This is a genomic window from Hafnia paralvei ATCC 29927, assembly GCF_001655005.1.
GTDB lineage: Bacteria > Pseudomonadota > Gammaproteobacteria > Enterobacterales > Enterobacteriaceae > Hafnia > Hafnia paralvei.
The window spans coordinates 143,944-165,292 of record NZ_LXET01000013.1 but is presented as its reverse complement, the minus strand read 5'-3'; the positions used below and the strand labels follow the sequence as shown (position 1 = coordinate 165,292).

Annotated in this window: 16 protein-coding genes; 1 reads left to right on the top strand and 15 read right to left on the bottom strand. The window is 46.3% G+C overall.

Going from position 1 to position 21,349, the window contains the following annotated elements:
• The first annotated feature begins 76 nt into the window (after nucleotides 1–76).
• Nucleotides 77–1,942 (top strand): 1-deoxy-D-xylulose-5-phosphate synthase, encoded by a 1,866-nt coding sequence (gene dxs / locus M988_RS05135; RefSeq protein WP_008814285.1) that lies wholly within the window; start codon nucleotides 77–79, stop codon nucleotides 1,940–1,942.
• A gap of 85 nt (nucleotides 1,943–2,027) precedes the next feature.
• On the opposite strand, the gene M988_RS05130 is transcribed toward dxs, so the two are convergent.
• The 15 genes from M988_RS05130 to tssA form a co-directional block, all read right to left on the bottom strand.
• On the bottom strand, nucleotides 2,028–2,546 hold the full coding sequence (locus M988_RS05130) for an Hcp family type VI secretion system effector (protein WP_008814286.1): 519 nt from the start codon (nucleotides 2,544–2,546) through the stop codon (nucleotides 2,028–2,030).
• Between the two features lie 314 nt (nucleotides 2,547–2,860).
• The gene (locus M988_RS05125) at nucleotides 2,861–4,132 is read right to left on the bottom strand and encodes a RidA family protein (protein WP_008814287.1); all 1,272 of its coding nucleotides are present in this window, start codon (nucleotides 4,130–4,132) and stop codon (nucleotides 2,861–2,863) included.
• A gap of 364 nt (nucleotides 4,133–4,496) precedes the next feature.
• The gene (locus tag M988_RS05120) at nucleotides 4,497–5,474 is read right to left on the bottom strand and encodes a hypothetical protein (RefSeq protein ID WP_248846494.1); all 978 of its coding nucleotides are present in this window, start codon (nucleotides 5,472–5,474) and stop codon (nucleotides 4,497–4,499) included.
• A gap of 102 nt (nucleotides 5,475–5,576) precedes the next feature.
• Nucleotides 5,577–5,723, bottom strand: coding sequence for a hypothetical protein (locus M988_RS22800; RefSeq protein ID WP_156518155.1), 147 nt, complete (start codon nucleotides 5,721–5,723; stop codon nucleotides 5,577–5,579).
• 282 nt (nucleotides 5,724–6,005) lie between these two features.
• Nucleotides 6,006–6,992 carry a hypothetical protein gene (locus tag M988_RS05115; RefSeq protein WP_248846493.1) on the bottom strand — a complete coding sequence of 329 codons (987 nt, stop codon included), beginning with the start codon at nucleotides 6,990–6,992 and terminating at the stop codon, nucleotides 6,006–6,008.
• Nucleotides 6,993–7,094: 102 nt separating this feature from the next.
• Nucleotides 7,095–7,241, bottom strand: coding sequence for a hypothetical protein (locus tag M988_RS22795; RefSeq protein WP_156518154.1), 147 nt, complete (start codon nucleotides 7,239–7,241; stop codon nucleotides 7,095–7,097).
• 282 nt (nucleotides 7,242–7,523) lie between these two features.
• Nucleotides 7,524–8,501 carry a hypothetical protein gene (locus M988_RS05110; protein ID WP_248846492.1) on the bottom strand — a complete coding sequence of 326 codons (978 nt, stop codon included), beginning with the start codon at nucleotides 8,499–8,501 and terminating at the stop codon, nucleotides 7,524–7,526.
• 102 nt (nucleotides 8,502–8,603) lie between these two features.
• Nucleotides 8,604–11,015: a hypothetical protein gene (locus M988_RS05105; RefSeq protein WP_064573138.1), complete on the bottom strand. Its 2,412-nt coding sequence runs from the start codon at nucleotides 11,013–11,015 to the stop codon at nucleotides 8,604–8,606.
• A complete protein-coding gene (locus M988_RS05100) occupies nucleotides 11,012–11,944 on the bottom strand; it encodes a DUF4123 domain-containing protein (RefSeq protein WP_064573136.1) in 933 nt (310 codons plus the stop codon). The genes M988_RS05105 and M988_RS05100 overlap by 4 nt, the downstream gene beginning before the upstream one ends.
• Before the next feature lie 7 nt (nucleotides 11,945–11,951).
• Nucleotides 11,952–12,230 carry a PAAR domain-containing protein gene (locus tag M988_RS05095; RefSeq protein WP_064573135.1) on the bottom strand — a complete coding sequence of 93 codons (279 nt, stop codon included), beginning with the start codon at nucleotides 12,228–12,230 and terminating at the stop codon, nucleotides 11,952–11,954.
• Between the two features lie 10 nt (nucleotides 12,231–12,240).
• Nucleotides 12,241–14,295 (bottom strand): type VI secretion system tip protein TssI/VgrG, encoded by a 2,055-nt coding sequence (tssI, locus tag M988_RS05090; RefSeq protein WP_064573133.1) that lies wholly within the window; start codon nucleotides 14,293–14,295, stop codon nucleotides 12,241–12,243.
• A gap of 11 nt (nucleotides 14,296–14,306) precedes the next feature.
• Complete coding sequence (locus tag M988_RS05085) at nucleotides 14,307–14,717, bottom strand: molecular chaperone (RefSeq protein WP_064573131.1); 411 nt, start codon at nucleotides 14,715–14,717, stop codon at nucleotides 14,307–14,309.
• A 54-nt stretch (nucleotides 14,718–14,771) separates the two neighbouring features.
• A complete protein-coding gene (locus M988_RS05080; protein ID WP_064573129.1) occupies nucleotides 14,772–16,136 on the bottom strand; it encodes a VasL domain-containing protein in 1,365 nt (454 codons plus the stop codon).
• Nucleotides 16,137–16,187: 51 nt separating this feature from the next.
• Entirely contained in the window at nucleotides 16,188–19,886 is a 3,699-nt protein-coding gene (gene tssM, locus M988_RS05075) for a type VI secretion system membrane subunit TssM (protein ID WP_064573127.1), read from the bottom strand.
• Nucleotides 19,887–19,892: 6 nt separating this feature from the next.
• Complete coding sequence (tssA, locus tag M988_RS05070) at nucleotides 19,893–21,338, bottom strand: type VI secretion system protein TssA (RefSeq protein WP_064573126.1); 1,446 nt, start codon at nucleotides 21,336–21,338, stop codon at nucleotides 19,893–19,895.
• Nucleotides 21,339–21,349 lie beyond the last annotated feature (11 nt).

Here is a 21,349-nt window from a genome sequence, read left to right as displayed (position 1 = left end):
ATGTGTTGCTAACACCGATGTAGCTTCAAGTATGCTGGGCATATATCGCAGAACGAATTTCAGACATGAGCCGCTAATGAGTTTTGATATAGCCAAATACCCGACACTCGCGCTGGTTGACGATCCTAACGATCTACGCCTGCTACCGAAAGAAAGCCTGCCAAAGCTGTGTGACGAACTTCGTCAGTATCTGCTCAATAGCGTTAGCCGCTCCAGCGGACACTTTGCTTCCGGTCTTGGGACCGTCGAACTAACCGTTGCGCTGCACTATGTTTATAACACCCCGTTTGACTCGTTGATTTGGGATGTCGGCCATCAAGCATACCCACACAAAATTCTGACGGGGCGCCGTGACCGTATTGCAACTATCCGCCAAAAAGGCGGTTTACATCCGTTCCCGTGGCGCGATGAAAGCGAATACGATGTGCTGAGCGTAGGTCACTCTTCCACTTCCATCAGTGCTGGCTTGGGTATGGCCGTGGCTGCTGAACGAGAAGGGAAAAATCGCCGTACCGTATGTGTTATTGGCGACGGAGCTATCACGGCAGGTATGGCGTTTGAAGCCATGAACCATGCGGGTGATATCAAAGCCGACATGCTTGTTGTCTTAAATGACAATGAAATGTCGATCTCTGAAAATGTGGGCGCGTTGAATAATCACTTAGCGCAGTTGCTTTCCGGCAAACTTTATTCCAGCCTGCGTGAAGGTGGAAAAAAGGTTCTGTCTGGCCTGCCGCCGATTAAAGAGTTGGTGAAACGCACCGAAGAGCATCTGAAAGGGATGGTCGTTCCAGGGACCTTATTTGAAGAGCTGGGCTTTAACTATATTGGCCCCGTTGATGGACATGATGTGCAGGCCCTAGCCGCGACGCTAAAAAATATGCGCGACCTGAAAGGCCCTCAGTTACTGCACATTATGACGAAAAAAGGCAAAGGCTATGCGCCAGCCGAAAAAGATCCGATCAGTTGGCATGCGGTTCCTAAATTCGATCCTGCCAGCGGCACTTTGCCGAAAAGCTCCGGTGGATTACCAACGTACTCCAAAATTTTTGGTGACTGGTTGTGTGAAACCGCGCTTGATGACAACAAACTGATGGCCGTTACGCCAGCCATGCGTGAAGGCTCTGGCATGGTGCGTTTCTCCAAAGAATATCCGCAACAATATTTTGATGTCGCAATTGCAGAACAACATGCGGTGACATTTGCCGCCGGATTAGCAATTGGCGGCTATAAGCCGGTGGTGGCAATTTACTCAACCTTCTTACAACGTGCTTACGATCAGGTCATTCACGACGTAGCCATGCAAAAACTGCCGGTCATGTTTGCAATAGATCGGGCGGGCATTGTTGGTGCAGATGGACAAACGCATCAGGGCGCTTTTGATATTTCGTTCCTGCGATGCATTCCTAACTTAGTCATCATGACACCAAGCGATGAAAACGAATGCCGCCAAATGCTGCATACCGGTCATCAGTATCAGGCCGGACCAACGGCGGTGCGTTATCCTCGTGGTTCAGGCACCGGCGCGACGTTAGAGCCTCTCGCCAGCTTACCGATCGGTAAAGGCGTCGTACGCCGTAAAGGCGAGAAAATTGCGATTCTAAACTTTGGGACGCTGATGCCAGATGCCTTAACGGCCGCGGAGCAATTAAATGCTACCGTAGCCGATATGCGCTTTGTGAAACCGCTGGACGAAGCCTTGATCTTAGAACTTGCCGCCACTCACGATGCGCTAGTGACTCTGGAAGAAAATGCAATTATCGGTGGCGCAGGCAGCGGCGTTAACGAACTCCTGATGTCCAAACGCAAAATGGTGCCAGTCCTCAATCTGGGGTTGCCAGATCGTTTTATCCCTCAGGGGACGCAGGAAGAAGCATTGCACGAAATTCAGCTTGATGCCCAAGGCATCGTTGATCAAATCCAGAACTGGCTGCAAAACTAACCGCGTTACCCAATAAACAAAGCTACCTTTCGGTAGCTTTGTTCTTTTTATCTCATCGCACAAAATGAGCTTTCGCGAATCGAAATTAAGACTCGCTTGGCACACGCCAGTCATCAGCACCTGAAGTCCCTGAAACAGTGTGTTCCCAAGTAATTTTACGGTAAGCCAAAGATACTTTAACTAACTGGGTAAATTCTGCTTTCACAGCATCTTGGCAATGCGGCATGTGGCAATCGATATCAACGATAGTCGCATCATCCAAAATAGTTGAGAAGAAGTGTTCCTGTTTACCTTCAATCGAGGTGCGGTACCACTTCAGCTCAACTTTCGGCAACATTTCACCGGATGCCAATGCGTTGTACAGCAAAGGTACGGCTTTGTTCAATGCAACGGTGAAACGAAATGGCTTATGAACACGCTGGCCTGAAGGCTGACCAGACTGTGGATCGGTAGGCACTGTCACAATGTGTTCAAATTCCTGCACCAACATCTGATCTTCATGGCCCTGCACGTAGATGTTACCTACAGAATCAGAGGTGAACGCACCAGAAGTAATGTTACCCTGAGTTTTGCCTTGAATGGCAATATAACATGGAGTTGGCATTGCAATATCCTTATAAAGTCTAACTAACTATTGGGATGAATAATCCTTGATAGAATAAAGAGAGGCGCTCCCTTTTTTCTGTTTTTGATGCTATCAGCCCAGTTTAGAAAATAGCTGCCAATTACCTTGGTAAATGTAAGGAAATATAAATAGCGCAAACACAACTTAGAAAAAATTTTCTATCTCAGTCATTCATCACTTAAAACAAAAGATAGTTAGAATAATTAACTACAGAACACAGACTCTATGTTTCTTTCACCGCTGATTTTATTCGCGACGATTTCGCCATCAATAAGAATCAGCGGTAGAAAACACTATGCTTGTGGCGGCGTCCCTTCAGCATTGGCTGCTACGACATCGATTTGGATCAATGCATCCTTAGGCAGCGCGGAAACCCCTACGATCCGTCGAGCAGGAATACCGCCGGGAAAGAACGTTGCGCAAACTTCGTCTACTGCATCTATATCTGCAATATTTTTGAGGAAGATATTTACTTTAACGACATCTCCCATGACATGCTCAACGCTTTCTATAATTGCCTTAATATTTTTAAGGCACTGTACTGTCTGCTCTTTTATGCCACCCGCGACCAATTTATTGGATTTCGGATCTATCGGTAATTGAGCCGAGAGATGATTGTAATGAGAAAAAGCGACAGTCTGTGTAGATAGAGCGCATTTAGGCGCATTCACCGTATTATGCGGTTCGATGATAAGCCCGTGTCTGTCTTCAACAGCCTGAGGTGGGGTTCCATCTCCGTGTGACACCACGGCTTCAATCTGAACCAGCGCGTCCATAGGCAAAGCTGATGCAGCAATTACCGTGCGTGCAGGAACATAAGCTATGGTCCTAGCAATGGCGGAATCTGGGAAAAATGTAGTATAGACGTCATTCACAGCATCAATGTCTGAGAGATTTTTTAGGAAAACATTAACCTTCACAATATCGTCAAATGGAACGTCAATACTTTCTATGATGGCCTTAATATTCTTTAGGCATTGTTTAGTCTGCTCTTTTATTCCCCCCTCAACCACTCTACCCGTTATCGGATTGATAGGTAATTGCGCTGAGAGATTATTATAATGAGAAAAGGAGACCGTTTGGTTAGATAAAGAGCTTATTGGCGCATTTATCGTGTTATTGGTAAGTTTAATTAGGTCACCAGACTGCGGTGCATTGGGAATTGTACCTTCGCCGTTTGAAAGCAGAGCCTCAACCTGTACTAAAGCATTCATAGGCAAAGCATTGACCGCAACAACCGTCAGAGCAGGGACATAGGTTGGGAAAAATGATTTATAAACTAAGCTTACCGCATCCACATCTTTAATATTTTTGACAAAAATAGTAATTCTAACAACATCACTCATATCATGATTGATGCTTTCAGTAATTGCCTTGATATTTTTAAAGCACTGTTCAGCCTGCTCTTTTGCACCACCAAAAACCATTTTCCCCGATTTTGGATCGATAGGTAGCTGGGCCGAGAAATTATTATAATGAGAAAAAGCGACAGTTTGTGAATATATCCCTGTATTTTTCGGTGCATTTTCCGTATTTCTTGATAAAACCTCGTTATAACCACTCATAACAGTACTCGCCTTATAAAGTTAGGGTTTAGTGAACCACGTAACAAGCACGTGCGACACTTCATTACCGACAGCTAAGATGTCTATCCGTACTACAAACATGTTGGTTTCATGAATTCGATTGTTTATGCAAAAAAAATGCCACACGCTTAAACGTGTGGCATTTAGTAACATCGTAAAATTCAATAGCTATCAATTTCGCTATAGCGATACAGTCATTAATATAATTATTCTTCGGTAAACTCATTCACAACCTACAAAATAGCAGCCTTAGTTAAAACATTAAAAATACATATATGATAATTTCTATTTAATTAGTGTCGCCACACGTTTATACGTATGGCGTTAATATTCAAGATATCAATTATCGATGAGACAAAATATCTTCGTCACCACCGGTACGCATTTTTATGCTTTCCAATATCCACAGGATCATCTCTTCACCGCTGATTTTATCGCGATATTCGGCAGGGAAATCTCGCGTATCGATTTCTCCATCAATCATAATCAACGGTTTTAGACGATCACCTAACTCAGTACCACTGGGTAACCACTGGAACTCTCGCCCAGTCGGGTTGAGTTTATCATGGCTGATATAGAGCTCCCCCTTAATCCCCCCTACCACAACGGTGGTGCTTGGGAAGAAGGTTCTCAATAGCTTACCTTTCGAAGTACGGCTATCCAAAACGGACTGCTCATCTTTATTTAGACTTTTAACGTCAATCGTAATATAACTAGATGTGTATTTATCATTAATAATTCCGGCAAGTTCAATACTATAATTATCGCGCTTTTCCAACCGTCCAGGATAATATTGATATTCGTTATCTAGGCAGTAGCCTTGTTCATAGTGAGGGTACTTATGATAGGCAATTTTTGCAATATCACGAGATTGGGCATTAACTTGCTTCAGTATTTCAGCATCAAGCTTATCCGATGGTTGTGGACGAGGAATCTCAATAGAACTACCTGTTGCTAGAATCCACTCCTTTCTTTCAGGAAAGGATTTTAGGAAATAAGATTGGAGCATATAAATAGAATTCAACCTCTCATTTATTTCCTTTGATGTCTCTATATACTCCAACATCATTCTTGGGTTGTTTTCCATATTCTGATGAATGATTTTACTGCCCGGAGACATTGCAATATCCTTCGCAACCTTACCATTGATATAGTTCACCCAATCTTTTTCTATCGTTGGGCGCTCAGCTTTTAATGCCGTAACAATCTCAATATCAAAATTTTCAAACGAATAACTCCCACTTTTCATATAAATAAAATTGGGTAATTCAATTTCATAACGGCCAAAACAGTGTTTTTGAGTGGGGAGTTGAGTACTCATGGCAACATCCTTATGAAGTGAGTGTGGCCCACAGCCAGTAGTAGACAGCACCAAAGTGCCAAGTAATAACCACGATAAACGGCGCATAATAAATCCCTTTGATTATTTTTTAGGAGCAGGAGGGTTAGCATTGTAACTCCAAGCAGCTGTTTGCAGTTGTTTATACAGCGCCGCACGGATTTTTTCGTCTTGATACAGGCTATCGTGATATTCACTGCATTCTTTAACCGGCGTTGCGTTCTGTGCCAACCAACGACTTCAGCGAGAGTCATTAGATTGAAATATTTATTCACTCCGGCAATACCATGTATATCACTTAACTAATATTCATTGACATATCACTGAGCCGTATTTCTCTATATATTCCCCCACTAAACATGATTCTATCCTGACTCAGCAACAAACTCATTAGTGAATGAGGTAATAAAGACTAACTTTTTATTTGATTGAAAGAATATAAACGATTGGAAAATGATCATATGACATAACGCCACACGTTTATACGTATGGCGTTAATATTCAAGATATCAATTATCGATGAGACAAAATATCTTCGTCACCACCGGTACGCATTTTTATGCTTTCCAATATCCACAGGATCATCTCTTCACCGCTGATTTTATCGCGATATTCGGCAGGGAAATCTCGCGTATCGATTTCGCCATCAATCATAATCAACGGTTTTAGACGATCACCTAACTCAGTACCACTGGGTAACCACTGGAACTCTCGCCCAGTCGGGTTGAGTTTATCATGGCTGATATAGAGCTCCCCCTTAATCCCCCCTACCACAACGGTGGTGCTTGGGAAGAAGGTTCTCAATAGCTTACCTTTCGAAGTACGGCTATCCAAAACGGACTGCTCGTCTTTATTCAAGCTCTGCACGCTAATATTTATAAAACTAAATGTATACTTTTCTCCAACGATTCCTGAAAAGCTAATATTGTAATCATCGCGTTTTTCCAATCTTCCTGGATAATATTGATATTCGTCATTTAAACAGTAGCCTTGCTCATAGTGTGGGTATTTGTGGTAGGCAATTTTGGCTATATCACCAGCTTGCGCATTTATTTTACTTTTCACTTCAGATTGCGCATTTCCTTCCCCCATGGTTCGAGGAGCATTAATCCAAGTTCCCGTTGCGAGTATCCACTCACGTCTATCCTTGACACTAAGCAAATAATAGGGTTTGAAAACATACATTGAGCTTAAATCAGTATCTGGGCTTGCAGAAGTGTTTAGATACTCAACCATTACCCGAGGGTTACGCTGCATATCTTCTATAATTAACTTACTACCTTTCCATATTCCATCTACTTTCGCGTCTGGGGCAATTTTCCCATTAATATATGCCCTCCAATCTTTTTCTATCGAGGAATAGTCACTACGAACCGCCTTTGTAATTTCAATATCAAAATTTTCAAATGAATAAGCTCCGCTTTTCATATAAATAAAATTAGGTAATTCAATTTCATAACGACCAAAACAGTGTTTTTGGGTGGGGAGTTGAGTACTCATGGCAACATCCTTATGAAGTGAGTGTGGCCCGCAGCCAGTAGCTGACAGCACCAAAGAACCAAGTAATAACCACGATAAACGGCGCATAGTAAATCCCTTTGATTATTTTTTAGGAGCAGGAGGGTTAGCATTGTAACTCCAGGCAGCTGTTTGCAGTTCTTTATACAACGCCGCACGGATTTTTTCGTCTTGATACAGGTTGTCGTGATATTCACTGCATTTTTCAATCGGCGTTGCGTTCTGTGCCAACCAACGACTTCAGCGAGAGTCATTAGATTGAAATATTTATTCACTCCGGCAATACCATGTATATCACTTAACTAATATTCATTGACATATCACTGAGCCGTATTTTTCTATATATTCCCCCACTAAACATGATTCTATCCTGACTCAGCAACAAACTCATTAGTGAATGAGGTAATAAAGACTAACTTTTTATTTGATTGAAACAATATAAACGATTGGAAAATGATCATATGACATAACGCCACACGTTTATACGTATGGCGTTAATATTCAAGATATCAATTATCGATGGGACAAAATATCTTCGTCACCACCGGTACGCATTTTTATGCTTTCCAATATCCACAGGATCATCTCTTCACCGCTGATTTTATCGCGATATTCGGCAGGGAAATCGTGGGTATCGATTCGGCCATCGATCATAATCAGTGGTTTTAAACGGTTGCCTAACTCCGTACCACTGGGTAACCACTGGAACTCACGCGCCGTTGGGTTAAGTTTAGCGTGACTGACATACAATTCACCTTTAATGCCACCCACCACAACCGTGGTGCTAGAGAAGAACGTTCTCAATAATTTTCCCTTAGAAATACGGCTATCCAAGACCGACTGCTCATCCTTATTCAAGCTTTCTAAATTAAGCGTAATGCGACTATGCGTATCGGCACTTCCCGTGGTGCCACGCCAGATGATGGTGTAGTCATCTCTTTTTTCTAACCTTCCTGGATAATATTGATATTCGTCATCTAGGCAGTAACCTTGCTCATAATGAGGATACTTATGGTAAGCAATTTTGGCTACGTCACGCATTTGAGCACTCATCTGATTTTGCAATTCCCTATCAAGTTTATCAGCAGGCTGTGGTCGAGGAATTTCAATTGTCCTTCCCGTTGTCAATATCCACTCTTTGCGTTCAGGAAAGGACTTCAGATAATATGGATGAAAACGGTATAAGGAACTCATGCCAATATCAGGGTTTTTTTCTGTATTAGAGTATTCAAGTATTACTCTAGGGTTAGAGTCCATACTCTTATGTACAATCCGGCTACCAACATTATATTTACCGTCCATAGCTATTTTTCCATTAATATAGTTAGCCCAATCCTTTTCTATCGCGGGATAGTCGCTACGAACCGCCTTCGTAATTTCAATATCAAAATTTTCAAATGAATAGTTCCCACTTTTCATATACATAAAATTTGGCAATTCAATTTCATAACGACCAAAACAGTGTTTTTGAGTGTTAAGTTGAGTACTCATGGCAACATCCTTATGAAGTGAGTGTGGCCCACAACCAGTAGCAGACAGCACCAAAGTGCTAAGTAATAACCACGATAAGCGGCGCATAATAAATCCCTTTAATTATTTTTTAGGAAGTTTAGAATTATATTCCCAAGCGGCGGTTTGCAGCGTTATATACAACGCCGCTCGGATTTTTTCGTCTTGATACAGGCTGTCGTGATATTCACTGCATTCTTTAACCGGTGTTGCACCGACGGCTGCCGAAATAGGTAGCACACCATCGCCCACGTCGCTGCCCGGTTGTAATACAAACTCGGTGGGTAGCACAGCTCCACCTGCCCTTGACGATGTCAGATACAGCGTACCTTTTCCCTCATCGGCCAACGAACTGAATATATGCGTTCCTAGCAAAGAATCGATACCTGCCAGTAACCCGTTTGAGCTAGCGATTGAAGAGCCGAACTTGACCCAGTCCTCAGCCGGAGGTAAGGGCGTAATGCCCTGCGCCTGCCAAATGACTTTGTCACGCGTTGTTGGCTTACTTGTTTGACTACTAAACTGTTGGGTATCCTCTAGCCCCTTCCCACTTATAGATTGATGAAATGCAGAAGCGTTACTTATGAGGCTCTGAACTGCATTCCAATTGTCCTTAACCATAGACGTCTTCTTACAAAGAAGCTCTTTATCAATCAATTTGTACCAATGAGTCTGAGCTTGATATTCCGCATAAATATCCCCTTCAATAGCCATAGCCACCGAAGCAGGTGCTTTCTCTCCTTCCACTAAAGAAAAAGAGGGCGGCTGGTAGCATAACCATCCTTTGGCATAGCTGTTGTTCGGCAAACACTCCAAAGTACTTTGGCTATAGCTCAGCACCATGGTGATTTCGGCTGCATCTGCCCCTAGCACTTGGTTACTGATATAGGCTAACGTTTTATTTTTCATTGCCTCATCGGGTTTGCTCCAGTCCACCGAAACAGGCGTTTGCATACCTGCACGGAACCAGCAATAAATATCTGGCATACCGTTAGTGGGTAACCCAACATGCACCGCCTTGAGCAGCAGTGATTTATCAAAAGGTGTTGTCTTCTGAATACCAGCAAAATTTCCACCCGATGCATTTTCGTCCGCGCTTGCACCTGCCGGATTCTGTTTAGGATCGTGATTATCAAAATCCCCTCCCCCAGAACTTCCTTGGCCAGATGCAGAACTAGATCCGCCAGACGACCCCGAGCTCCCCGTCGTCTCTGGTGACATCCCCGCCAACATTGCCCGCACCACAAATCCACCCGCACCGTGCGAAACCAGTATCACTTGATCCACCGGTTTTTTGGTCAGCCATGTGCCATCAGTGCCATTTGTTCCTGCGGTTTGATATTCACCCATAATCTGAGTGATACGCGTGGTCAGGCGTTGAGCCGCATCAGCACAGCCCTGCATCCAGTTATACCCCACTACGTGCAATGGAAATGCATACCCCCCCATCACCTTGGCAAAATTGGCATCAGCTCCCCACGGAACCGGCGTATCTTTTTCTTTGCTTTTGTCCTTGCTTTTGTCTCCATCTGTAGCTGCGGGCGCAGCCGGACTCGCCGCTGCCGTTGACGCTGCAGGGCTCGCTGCCGCTGGCGTGGCGGGTTTACTGCCAAAATCCAATAACGATTCTATTGCTGCCAATAAATCCTTCAGCGCCTTACCGGTCGGCAGCGTGGGTTTGGGAATATTGCCGGACTGCCCCGCAGCACTCACGTCTTTAATGTTGAATCGTGCATCCAAATGGCGTTGCAACGTCATCAAAAACTCACCGTATTGGCTCCAGCACACCTCGCCCCAGCCCTGCTTAAACCGCATATTGATGTCCTGCACCCGCACCGATGTCATGGTGCTAAAGTACGCGGTGTCAGCACTGCCTTTCGTTGCATCTTGATCGATCTTCAACAGCGTATCATCACGACCAATTTGTTGACCTACCAGCAGTTCACGGCGCTTAGACGCATTGCAAAACATCCACTCTAATACTGAGATCGCTCCCCAAACATTACGCCCGATACGCAGAATATCTTCCGCTTTACCCATGACATCAAAAACGTTATTAATCTCTTTTTCGATGTGGGCAATTTTGGTGTTCACATCTGCCAGCTGTTCTTTAAGCTTGCTGGTTGCATCGGTGGCATTACGCTCCAAACGTTTCGCTAGGCTGTCCATCCCCAGTGCTTTCATGATTTTTTGACTGGTTTTATACAATGCCATCAGCCCACCATGCAGCGCGGTGAGTTTTTTTTGCAAATCCAATAGCTTTTGCACCATCGGCGACGACGTCACCTTGCCTGACGGATCGCTCATCATGCCACTGAGATCGGTGGCGGCGGTGCCCAACGGCGTATGGTAGCTGCCCATCCCCGCCATCGGATCCCATACCACGTCACCTTCCGATAGGTTAAACAGACGCGTGCCCATGATATCCGGTACAAAAATCACCGGGATCACCACCTTTTTACACTGGCAATCACCACGACATTCATGATCGCTCATGCATCACCTCCTGTGCAGGGTGGATACGTCGCAATAATCCGACGTTCCAATTGGTTGTCCATTTGGCTGTAGCCATGGAGCTGCTGTGCAGACCACAGCGGATTGGGGTCAGGGCTGAACCAGCGCTGTACCGGACCGAAGAAATCATCTAGCCGCTCGGGGGCTAACGAATTAATCCACGTCGCAAATACTCTCGGATCGTGAAAACGAAAGCGGCTACCGCCTTCTCCTTCCCCCTGACGGACATACAGCAACCCTTGCAAGTGGGTTACGATATCCTCAACTTCGCCGTCGGCCACCAGCCACAGCGTGTTGATGGCATACGCCGGACGCGACAACAGATATTGCACCATGCGTGGTTTCATCCACGCCGCAATCAGCCACGGCCCATGGCTTTCCAGTGCTCTATCGGCGGAGTTGAACAGCGAGTAGTGTGCTACGTCCAGCCCGCAGGCAAAGCCCTGAGGCGCGGCATCAAACGCACCGTCCACAAGAGCCCACAGCGGTAAACCTGCCTCACACCAGCGATAAACCGCATGCTGCGTGAAATCTACCGGTTGCGCGGGCGTCTCTACCACTGGCCGTTGTTCTAAATCGGCCATTTGCAGCAACGTATTAATCCGCACATCGTTGATTGCACCAGCGTTCAAAACGGCCTGCACATCCTCAAGCTGCCAGAAGTTTTCCCCACCGCGATGCGCTATCTCTAGCCATAACGGCAAATGGTAAGAGTTCATCACGTCATAACGACGAGCCTGCTCAACCGTTTGGGTTAGCCATGCTTCCCCAGACGCGCCAAGCGGGATCGGAGGCATATCTTTAATCGCCATCACTGAACGCAACGCATTCCAGATAAGCGTTTGCTCGCGCCCTGCTTGCAGAACCTGATGATCCTGCTCGTTTAAGTACCAATATTTCTTTTCCACCATGCTGTCCTTAGCCGATGATAAGCCCCGGATCGCCCTGAATTACAACGCCTCCGTGTATGGTCTGTGATCCCATAACCGCCACAGGGATGCCATTGACCGTTAACAATGGGTTGCCTACGGCGATAATGTCCGGCCCGCCGGTTTTGCATTCACATTGATGCCCAACCAACGCCACCGGAATGCCGTTCACCGTTAGCCCGGGATGACCTTCCTTGATAGGTCCCCCCACATGTTTAGGTAATGGGCAAACATGCTGGTGCCCTTTTAATGCAACAGGTACTCCCATATCCTTCTCCTTATTCCAGTGACTGTAGGCAAATTGGACAAATTTCTGATAGCGGATCGCCGTTCATCGCCGTTGCACTCAGCGCCGACATTGAATTCCCCCCACCGCTGGTAATCCGCGTAAGCGCCTTGATATTGACTATTGGCGACGACAGTGTGATGCCGCTGCTGTCGATCACAATTTTTCCTCCGGGCCCCTGCAACACCACGCTTTGAGCACCTTGCAACACCAAATCGTTGGTGTTGATCAGCACTTTCTTGTTCGCTAGCAGTTCGTAGGTACCCGCTACCGTGTGATGATGATCCCCCGCGATTTCCTCGGTAAAATCCGCACCCATTTGGTCCTTGCGCTGATTTAACACGTGGAACAGATATTGGTTATCAACTTGGATCTGCTGGTTATGCATCACGTTGATCATCTGATCGTGATGAATACGCTCAATGTGATCATGAGTGACATCGCTGGTTTTATCGTTGCCGATCTCTTCGGTCTGATCGTGTTTAATGATTTTCGAGCAGTCTTGTTCAACCATGATGTATTGGTTGTTTTTGACTTCGGTTTGCAGATCTTTTTGCGCATGTAGGTAGATCAGCTGTTTATCTTGCTCATCCTCAAACGACAGCTCGTTGTAACCCGCACCTTTATGGGTATCTGTACGTAATACGGTGCGTGTTTTATGCACCGGTAGTGCATGAGGCGGCACGTTGACAACGTGGTAGGTACGACCGGTAATAATCGGTTGGTCAGGATCCCCCTCAAGAAAATCGACGATGACTTCATGACCAATACGTGGCACCGACATCGCACCGTAGCGACTGCCTGCCCAACTTTGCGCCACGCGGATCCAACAAGAGCTAGTTTCGTTGCCTTTCCCTTCCAAATCCCACGGGAACTGCACTTTGACTCGCCCCACCTCGTCGCAATAGATCTCCTCGTTTTCAGGCCCAACTACTACCGCAATTTGCGGTCCATCAACGCGTGGACGAGGGTTTGGCATGGGGCGCCAAGTTTGCCGATCGGGGATAACGACGATCTGACTTTCCAGATAGGTGCCACTAACACCAGCTTCTTCCTTCTGCGATTCAGGCTGTTGCCCCTCACACAGCAACGACACAATCTGCCAACGTTGGTTAAACGCTTCGTTCGGGTGCTGTTGCATGATGATGCACTGCCCCCCCATCAACGAAGGGCTATCTGAACGTCCACGCGCCTGCATGGCATCCTGACGCAGCGCATCAAGCCGATAGCCACTATAGGCCTGCCCGTTGAAATCCGTTTTGTAGCGGCCAGGATAGTCGTAGTGCTGAATCTCGCTACGTTGATGGTCAGATTTGCTGTGTTGCTGATAGAGCATTTCCCAAGCGGGATTTTTGAAGGTGTGATCTTTCAACAGCACCTGCGCAGGCCGCACATTTTCTTCGTAGCTAAATCGTTGAATACTAGCCCCTTCGCTCAGCCCCCGCTGATGCGGGTTATAGGGCAGCGTTTCTCCCATCGGCAAGAAGGTACAATCATCTACAAAGACGATTTCTTGCTTGTCATTATCGAAATGGAAATACCACGAGATCCCTTCTTCCGCAGCCAACCGCTCGATAAAGGCCAGCGTAGACTCACGGTACTGCACGCAATACTCACGCGTCGGATGTTCGTAGCGCAATTGGAAGTTGAAAGAGATGATATTGGCTTTTTGCAGCAGCGTAGTGATGATTTGCTGGGGCGTCTGCTGCTGAAAAATACGTGAAGATTGGTCAAGCGAAAGTAGCCACATCTGGGGCCGTAACGTCACGCTGTAGCGAGTACGCTCGTTACCGGTGTCGCTATGTGAGAAACGAGTAATAATCCCATTAACCCGTCGCTTTATCTCACCGTTGTACCAGATTTGCAATTCACCAGATTCATCCAGCACGCGGCTAAATGCAATCTCAGCGGTTATGCTCGCCAGCTCAACATCCAGAGAGTAAATCTGAGACAGTCCCTCGTTAAGCGCAAAGCTCACTACGCTAAAGGTTTTTTCTGGCAGCGATTGCGTCGTAAAGGTGAACTGCAATCCCGTGTTGTCGGCCATAATGGACCTCCTTATCCTCGAGCTTTAGCTTGAGCTACGAACCCAGCAATATGCTGATTTCCAGCCAACGATTGGCATGTACCAGCAACATCTGGATTATCAGCCATCAAACTTTGCTCAACTTTTTGCCCCATTTGGTCCAATGTGGCGTTATACATGTCGTCGGATTTACCATCAGGGTAGTATTCCCGCGTATCCCACCCCATTTCCATTCCCGTCATCACCGCAATCATGCTCAGTGACTTATTGGCTGGAATATCGCTCACTCCGCAGCGATCGCGTAAAAATGCGGCGCTACCAATGAGATCGGCTAGACCGTTCATTTGCTCTTGAACTGAAGGTATGGCGCTACTTTTTGCCTGACATCCCCCCACCAGCGATACTAATAACAAACTCAGTGTTATCACTTTTATCTTGTTCATTGACCCATCCTCGTCTTTATCACTAGATATAAGTACTCATGCTCTGTGTAACGTTTAGTTTGGCGTTCCATCTCCTTTTTCGGCTTGCAATAACAGATAGCGCGCCTGTAAGCCGCGTAGCTGATCGTCAATTTGGTGTAATAAAGCAGGAGAAGGCTTAATCCCTTGTTGTTTCTGCTGCTCTAATTGCGTAAGTAAATGCGTCACCGGCGGCGCCGCATTTAATTGGCTTTGAATGTTGTACAGACCCGTTTTCAGGCTAGATATCGTCATGTAGCCGCGATGCAATTTCTCTGATTCAAGTAATTCATCGAGCAGAGACTGCACCGCCTGCTGAGTTTTCGCGTAATCAGAACCTTTCCCCGCCGCCGATAGGCTTTCCAATTGCTGTTGCCATTGCGTCGATACGCTATTTTGTGGATAAACCCTTTGCAGCAACTGGCTGATTGACTGCCCTCTTTGCAATGGCTCAATTGGAGATGCGTTTACAATCGACGTAAGTTTTTCTTGATAGAGCCTAAGAACCTTCTGTTCTTGCTGCTGTAGATCAGCGTCATGCACCAGCGCCTGATTAAGAGACATCAGCGCAGGCGAGGGTTGAGCGGCTAATAAAAACTGAGCAACTGGGTCTTCTGGCTGCCAAGCGTGATAACCAAAGACGGCTGCGAGCGTCAATAGACAGCCGGTAACCGCGCCGGATAATACGGGCAGCCAGGGAAAACGTTTCTTCTGTGTATTGATTGACTGAATGGATGTAAAAACCTGCTGGGTATCTGAGGTTTTTTGCATTGCCGAAGGGGATGAAAACGGCGCATTTGCGATATCACCTTGCTGCGGTAGATACACCAGAGGAAGAACCACCGGGGGTTCCCCTGATTGCATTGACGTTGCCGCGGCTTTGCTCTCTTTTACACACTCTTGTAAGAAATAAAGCAGGCTGTTGATCAGCATGGGATTGATTTCTTTATGCAACTGCAGCTTGTCACTCACGCGTTTAAGCGCATATTCCGCACGGAAAACATCTCTCATGGTTTCCGGCGAGCGTGTTAGCTGTCGTACCAAAGCGCCAACCCTTGCAGCGAACCAATCCAGTATTTCATTACGTGCTCGAGCTGCCGTTGGCATTGGCCAAAACATATCCCACTGAACCACAATCAAAACAGCCATCAGCTCGCAGCCTTCAGCAAACCCATTCCATCCATTCAAACGGGTACGTGCCATTGAGTAATAAACTACGCTTTGTAAGTCGACGCCATTTTTAGTAAACAACGCAACGCCCAGTTGCTGCACCAGCGGCCAATCAACCGGAGGATGCAAGGGGTGGGTCATCTTATTAATCTCGCCCCGGATACGCTCGAACTCGTCAAAATCACGAGGATCTTTGCCGGTGGCAACTTGCTGATAATCTAAATTAGCCATACGTTTCAAATCAGTGCTGCTTCATGACCAGCAGCACTGATGCTCTCCTGATCAGTAAAGTTGGTCGGTCAGCGTAAACTGACTGAATAAGCCACCCGCAAACGGATTATTTGATTCATCCACATATACGCGGTAGATCATTGTTCCGTTATCAACGGCAAAACGCATATCAAAGCTATTGTCTTGTACGTTGGTGAGCTCACCTTTATCCCAAAGCCGGAACATCGCCCAAGGCCCCACATAACCCACACTGCGTGGGGAGCCGCCGCTAACATCAGGCACTAAGGTCAATTTACTTTCATTACCCGCACGCATAGTGTTTGGCCATACCAAATGTGCCGTATGGCTATTACCTTGTGTGTAATCCACCAGTTGCCCATCTAGATTGAGGACAGCCCGACGCTTGTTGGCGCTGAGATCAACCGGAGAAATCGCAAACTGGATACCAAATCCATTTTGCGCGGTAAAAAATGTTGAGCGGATTTTCTCTGCCTGTTCCAACGCCGTTAGTATTTCAGGACGGATCAGGCTATTGCCTTCGCTATCCAAAGAACCATTACCGTCAATAAACACTTTCAGGTTGTTTTTGTAGAAACTGTCCAACGTTCCATTTGGTCCAAAGAACCGCTCCATATCGCTAAGCGCAACTTCTTTGCTTGCCTCCGGATTAAATGGATAACGATCGGCCATTTGGTTCATAAACGGCGTCACTACCGTTTTCGACCATTCAGCTTCCAGTGATTGCAATGCCAAAGCAGTCACGGCCTTCCAGCTATTATCAGCCAGTTGTTCAACCCAGCGCCCTAGCGGATCCGACAAGTTTTTAGACAGCTGTTGGGCCGTAAAGAATGCATCGGCATTATTTTGCTGCAATCTCATCTGCACCAGCAGGAGCGCTGCTTTGCCCGGCTCAGGCGCATTGCTGATCCGGTGCAGTTCATTGCTCATATCATTCAACGCTTTATAAGCCTGTTGAACCTGACCATTCTGATCATCACCACTCTCAACTAATGCATTTTGTTCTGAGAACGGACGACCTATACGACTGAGCAGCACGTATTCAGGTTGTTCTGCCAGTTGTTCAAGCGACTCTTTTTGTGCCGAGTTAAGCACCTTGTCTGCGACTGTTTTCTGGTTTTTCCCTTGTTTAGCCGCCACAACAACCGGCGTTTTCACGTCGCTAGATAGCGCGGTTACTAAATGAGGTTGCGTGTTGTCACCCAGTAAAACCAACGTTCTCCACAATGGCTGTCCATTATTGAGCACCGCGTCCAAAGCCGTTGAAGCTTGTTCAACATCATCAAATGGCTTGATGCTCAGGTTGTTAACCGCATTACGCCAAGTGCTGGTGTAATCCCCAACGTACCGATCCGTAATTTGGCGTTCAATTTCAGCTTTATCCGCATCGCTATAATCTACATTGTCGGTTAACCCCAATACCCATGCGTCGAGCGCAGTGATCGAGACGAGCTTGTCGGTTTGCTTAACAAAGAAATGGCTTAACCCATAGCGAGTCCAGAATTGAGGCACTTTGAGCAGAGCTTCATTATCAAACACAAAAACTGAATCAAACTGGGCACCAATTTCAGTACGCAAATCCATATCCTGTGGAAGCTGCTCTTTCGCTTTAATCACTAAGTTTTGATATACACGCTGATATAGCGGCAGCTTACTTAGCTCAATTTGCGCAGCACGAATTGAAGCGGAGAACGGTTCATAGGATTTGATAGCTTCAGCATCTGAACGACTGCGATCCAACGCCCAGTCTGTATGCTGTAAAGCGTAATCAAGGTGCATCATCAGACGTTCTTGAACGTCGCGCTGTCCCGTAAATGCCGTTTGCCAGCGCGCACGCATATACTCTTCAACCAGCGGGATGTTACGTCCGCTTTTGTCATCAATCATGCGCATGATGCGGAGTATGGCGAGCTTCTCTTCACTGTTTGCCGGTGCACCGTCCAAATGCTGCTGCAAATCCTTCATAAGCACAGGTAAGAAGCGCGATTCCAGCAAGCGCAAATATGTCTTCTCAACCAGTTGACCTATTTTTGCCCCCTGATACAGCCCCATATCAGACAAAAATTGGTTTTTCTCACGGTAATCACCGTAAGACATGGTTGCATCGCGAATGATATTCATATGCGGCAGCCAGTCAGCCCCTAACGGCTGATTGTGGGCTGGTTCGCCCAGTCTCTGGAACTCGCTAACCTTACGCAGCGCCATTTCGCCAGCGTGATAATTTTGCAAATAGTAGTAATACCAACCACTGAGCAGGAGCACCGCGAAGCCGCCAGAAATCACGGCAATCAATGTCAGATTGTGACGCCGTACTCTGACGTGCTCGTAGTTTTCACCGGCAAGATTTGGCTCCGAAAAGAGAACCTGATTAAATAGTTTCTGGATAAAATAACCGCGCTGATTATCATTATTCGCCCACACATTTTTATTACTGACATACAGTTTGTAATGGCGGCAAATCGTATCGCTGAAGAAATCACTGCGCCGATTTTGTTGCAGACTTGAAGTGAAATAGCAGCCGCGAATGAGCATTTGGCGCCCTGGATCGCGATTATAGTGGCGTTTTAAACCACTAATTACCTCCTCTACGACTGAGCGTAATCCCGCAATTTGTCCAACAAAATTGAACAATGCAGAACGGAGATCGAGCGACGTACGATGCACCATGTGCTCAGGCATCAACTCATTAAAGTTCTCCTGCCATTCACTCCAAAACTTAGAAAGTTCGCCCCGCCATTCTTCGTCAGACTCAGTATTTGCCGCAAATGTGATCCCCAGAGTCTCATCAAGTAAAGAACGCTCTAATAAGGGATAAATCGTCTCAAACCCGGTTAAAACATCTAATTTAGTGAACACTAAATAAACAGGAATTCGACAAGCAAATCGATCGCTCATTTCTAAAATATGGGTTTGCCATCTCTGCGACCACTCGCGTCGCCCTTCAGATGTCATTTCCATGATTTCCTGAATATTAACGGTCAAAATGACGCCGTTTAGCGGTTGGCGCTGACGAACCTCCATAAGCCAATCTTGTAAATGAAGATGTAAAGCACGGCCACGAGAGATGTCAGCCTCGCTCTCATCTTTTTCTGTTTCCTCATCAGTAGGGCTGAAAAACTCTCTCGGCGGATCGATGATGACAGCCTGCTGAGTCAACCAGAGCTGGAGCATTTTGAATGCAGAGCGATCTTTATTTGCTACATATTGTTTATCTGCAATGCCAATGGGAATGATCTGATTGGATTTTTGGATTAAGCTGGTTTTACCACTTAAACTTTGTCCCAGCACGATGTACCAAGGCCGCTCATACATAGCATTACGCCGATGGCTTCTTTGCTGATAATGGGCTAACCAGCCATTTAAATACTCTTTTTGCTGCTCAAGACTATTTTTGTACGGCTCATTTTTATCTTGAACCGCGCCGACAACGCTTTTAGCCACCTGTGTATACAGATAGATACTCACCACGCTCAAAGCTAAGAGCAGCATAAGCAATGTGGCAACAACCCGTCGGCTTGGCGTACTCAGGGGTGCTAAATCACCAATATGCCAAAGAGGTCCCCACCACCAGATGCTAAATAAACCGATGATCCATAAGATCCACAGCACAACGAGTGAGAAAGATAAGCGAGGTAGGGAGAATGGCAGCCTAAAACGCGTTAAATTACGAATGTAGCGAATAGGGGTTAACACATTAGAAACGACAGTAGATATAAGAGATAGAATAGTCATGATGGCTTACTCCTCACCCGCTAATACAGGAACAGGACGCTCAGCCGATATCCCCGCCGATAGAGAATTTTGAGCCAGTATAGTAAGCAAAGAAGGCTCCCAATCCGCGAGAGTCACCCCCTGACTATTACGCCACAAGTTATCAAAATGCTGATTCGCCAGCGTTGTTAAACCTGCTTGCATCAGCAACTGAGCTATTGTTAATTGGTTATAAAACTGTTCTCGAGGTTCCTGTACATCCATCTGTTGTTGTTCTAACTGTTGCAGCGCAGCATTAAGCCCTTGCTCTCTATATTTGTCCCATACCAGCTCATAAGAGCCGCTAGAAAAGCGGCTACTTTGTTGACGTTCAGCTAACCACTGTTGTGTGTCATCGCTAACAAACGGAGAGCCGTCACTGAATGTCATTTGTCGCAACGCAGGAATTTTATCTAGTAGACGCAGCACAGCTTCACGGATGGCATCGGCTACATTGTTAAAACCGAGGTGACGCGCAATTTGTGCCGAAAGAAAATGCCCGTCAAACCAATAAGGCGCTAAGGTGATACTGGTTTCAATTTGTTGCCATAAAGGGAGAGCCGCGCTCTGTAGTGCCGAACGATAGTCTGCGACGCGTTCACGAGATACAGCAGCCAACTGTGTCAGTCGCCCATCTTTACTTAAAGGAGCTGTCTGCAATGTGTACCAGATGGCATGTCGTCTCAGGCTATAGCCTATCGGATCATCAGGATGGCTCTCACATAACAACTCAGCGACTTTAAGCAGTGTTTGGCGCCAAACTCGGTCCGACTCATGTTGGACCTCCACTTTAGGCATAACTGTGGGAATATCCGCGTTGTCCTGTGATACCACTGTTTTGGTTGTAACAGGCGTTGAAGAAAGGGCTAGAGACGTTGCCTCTCTCTCTCGCTCAAACTGAGGTATGAGTACAGAAACTTCATTCGCTAAGAGCGGATCAAGGGGGCTCAAGAACGCCTGCAACTGTAATAAACCGCTACGCACCAACTCACGTGAATTCTCATCAGCCTGTTGGCAAAAATAGCTGGTACTACTACCGAATCGCTTGATCACTTGTAGCAACAGACGCTGGCGTAACTTCGCATCCTGAGGCCATGCCACAGACCAATAATGGCTGACGAAATCCACGATCAGCGTACACGCAAGAGCGATATTTGACGGCTGTGCACCATGCTGCAAAGTGCGTAATAAGTGCACAACAATACGCATATCTTTGCATTCAGTTTCTAGCAGGCTGAGACAGCCTTTCTGGAGATTGGGAATATCTACCTGCTCATGAGACAGCGAGCCTAATTTGGCAATTTCACTGTCGATAGCTTCCCATAATGGCAAATCATCAGACACCCGAGCCGCCATATTTACCGCAGGCAATGAGGTCAAAATTCGCTGACGCCAAGGATGATCCATCAAAACAACATTTTCTAATGTACTCATATTAATTACAT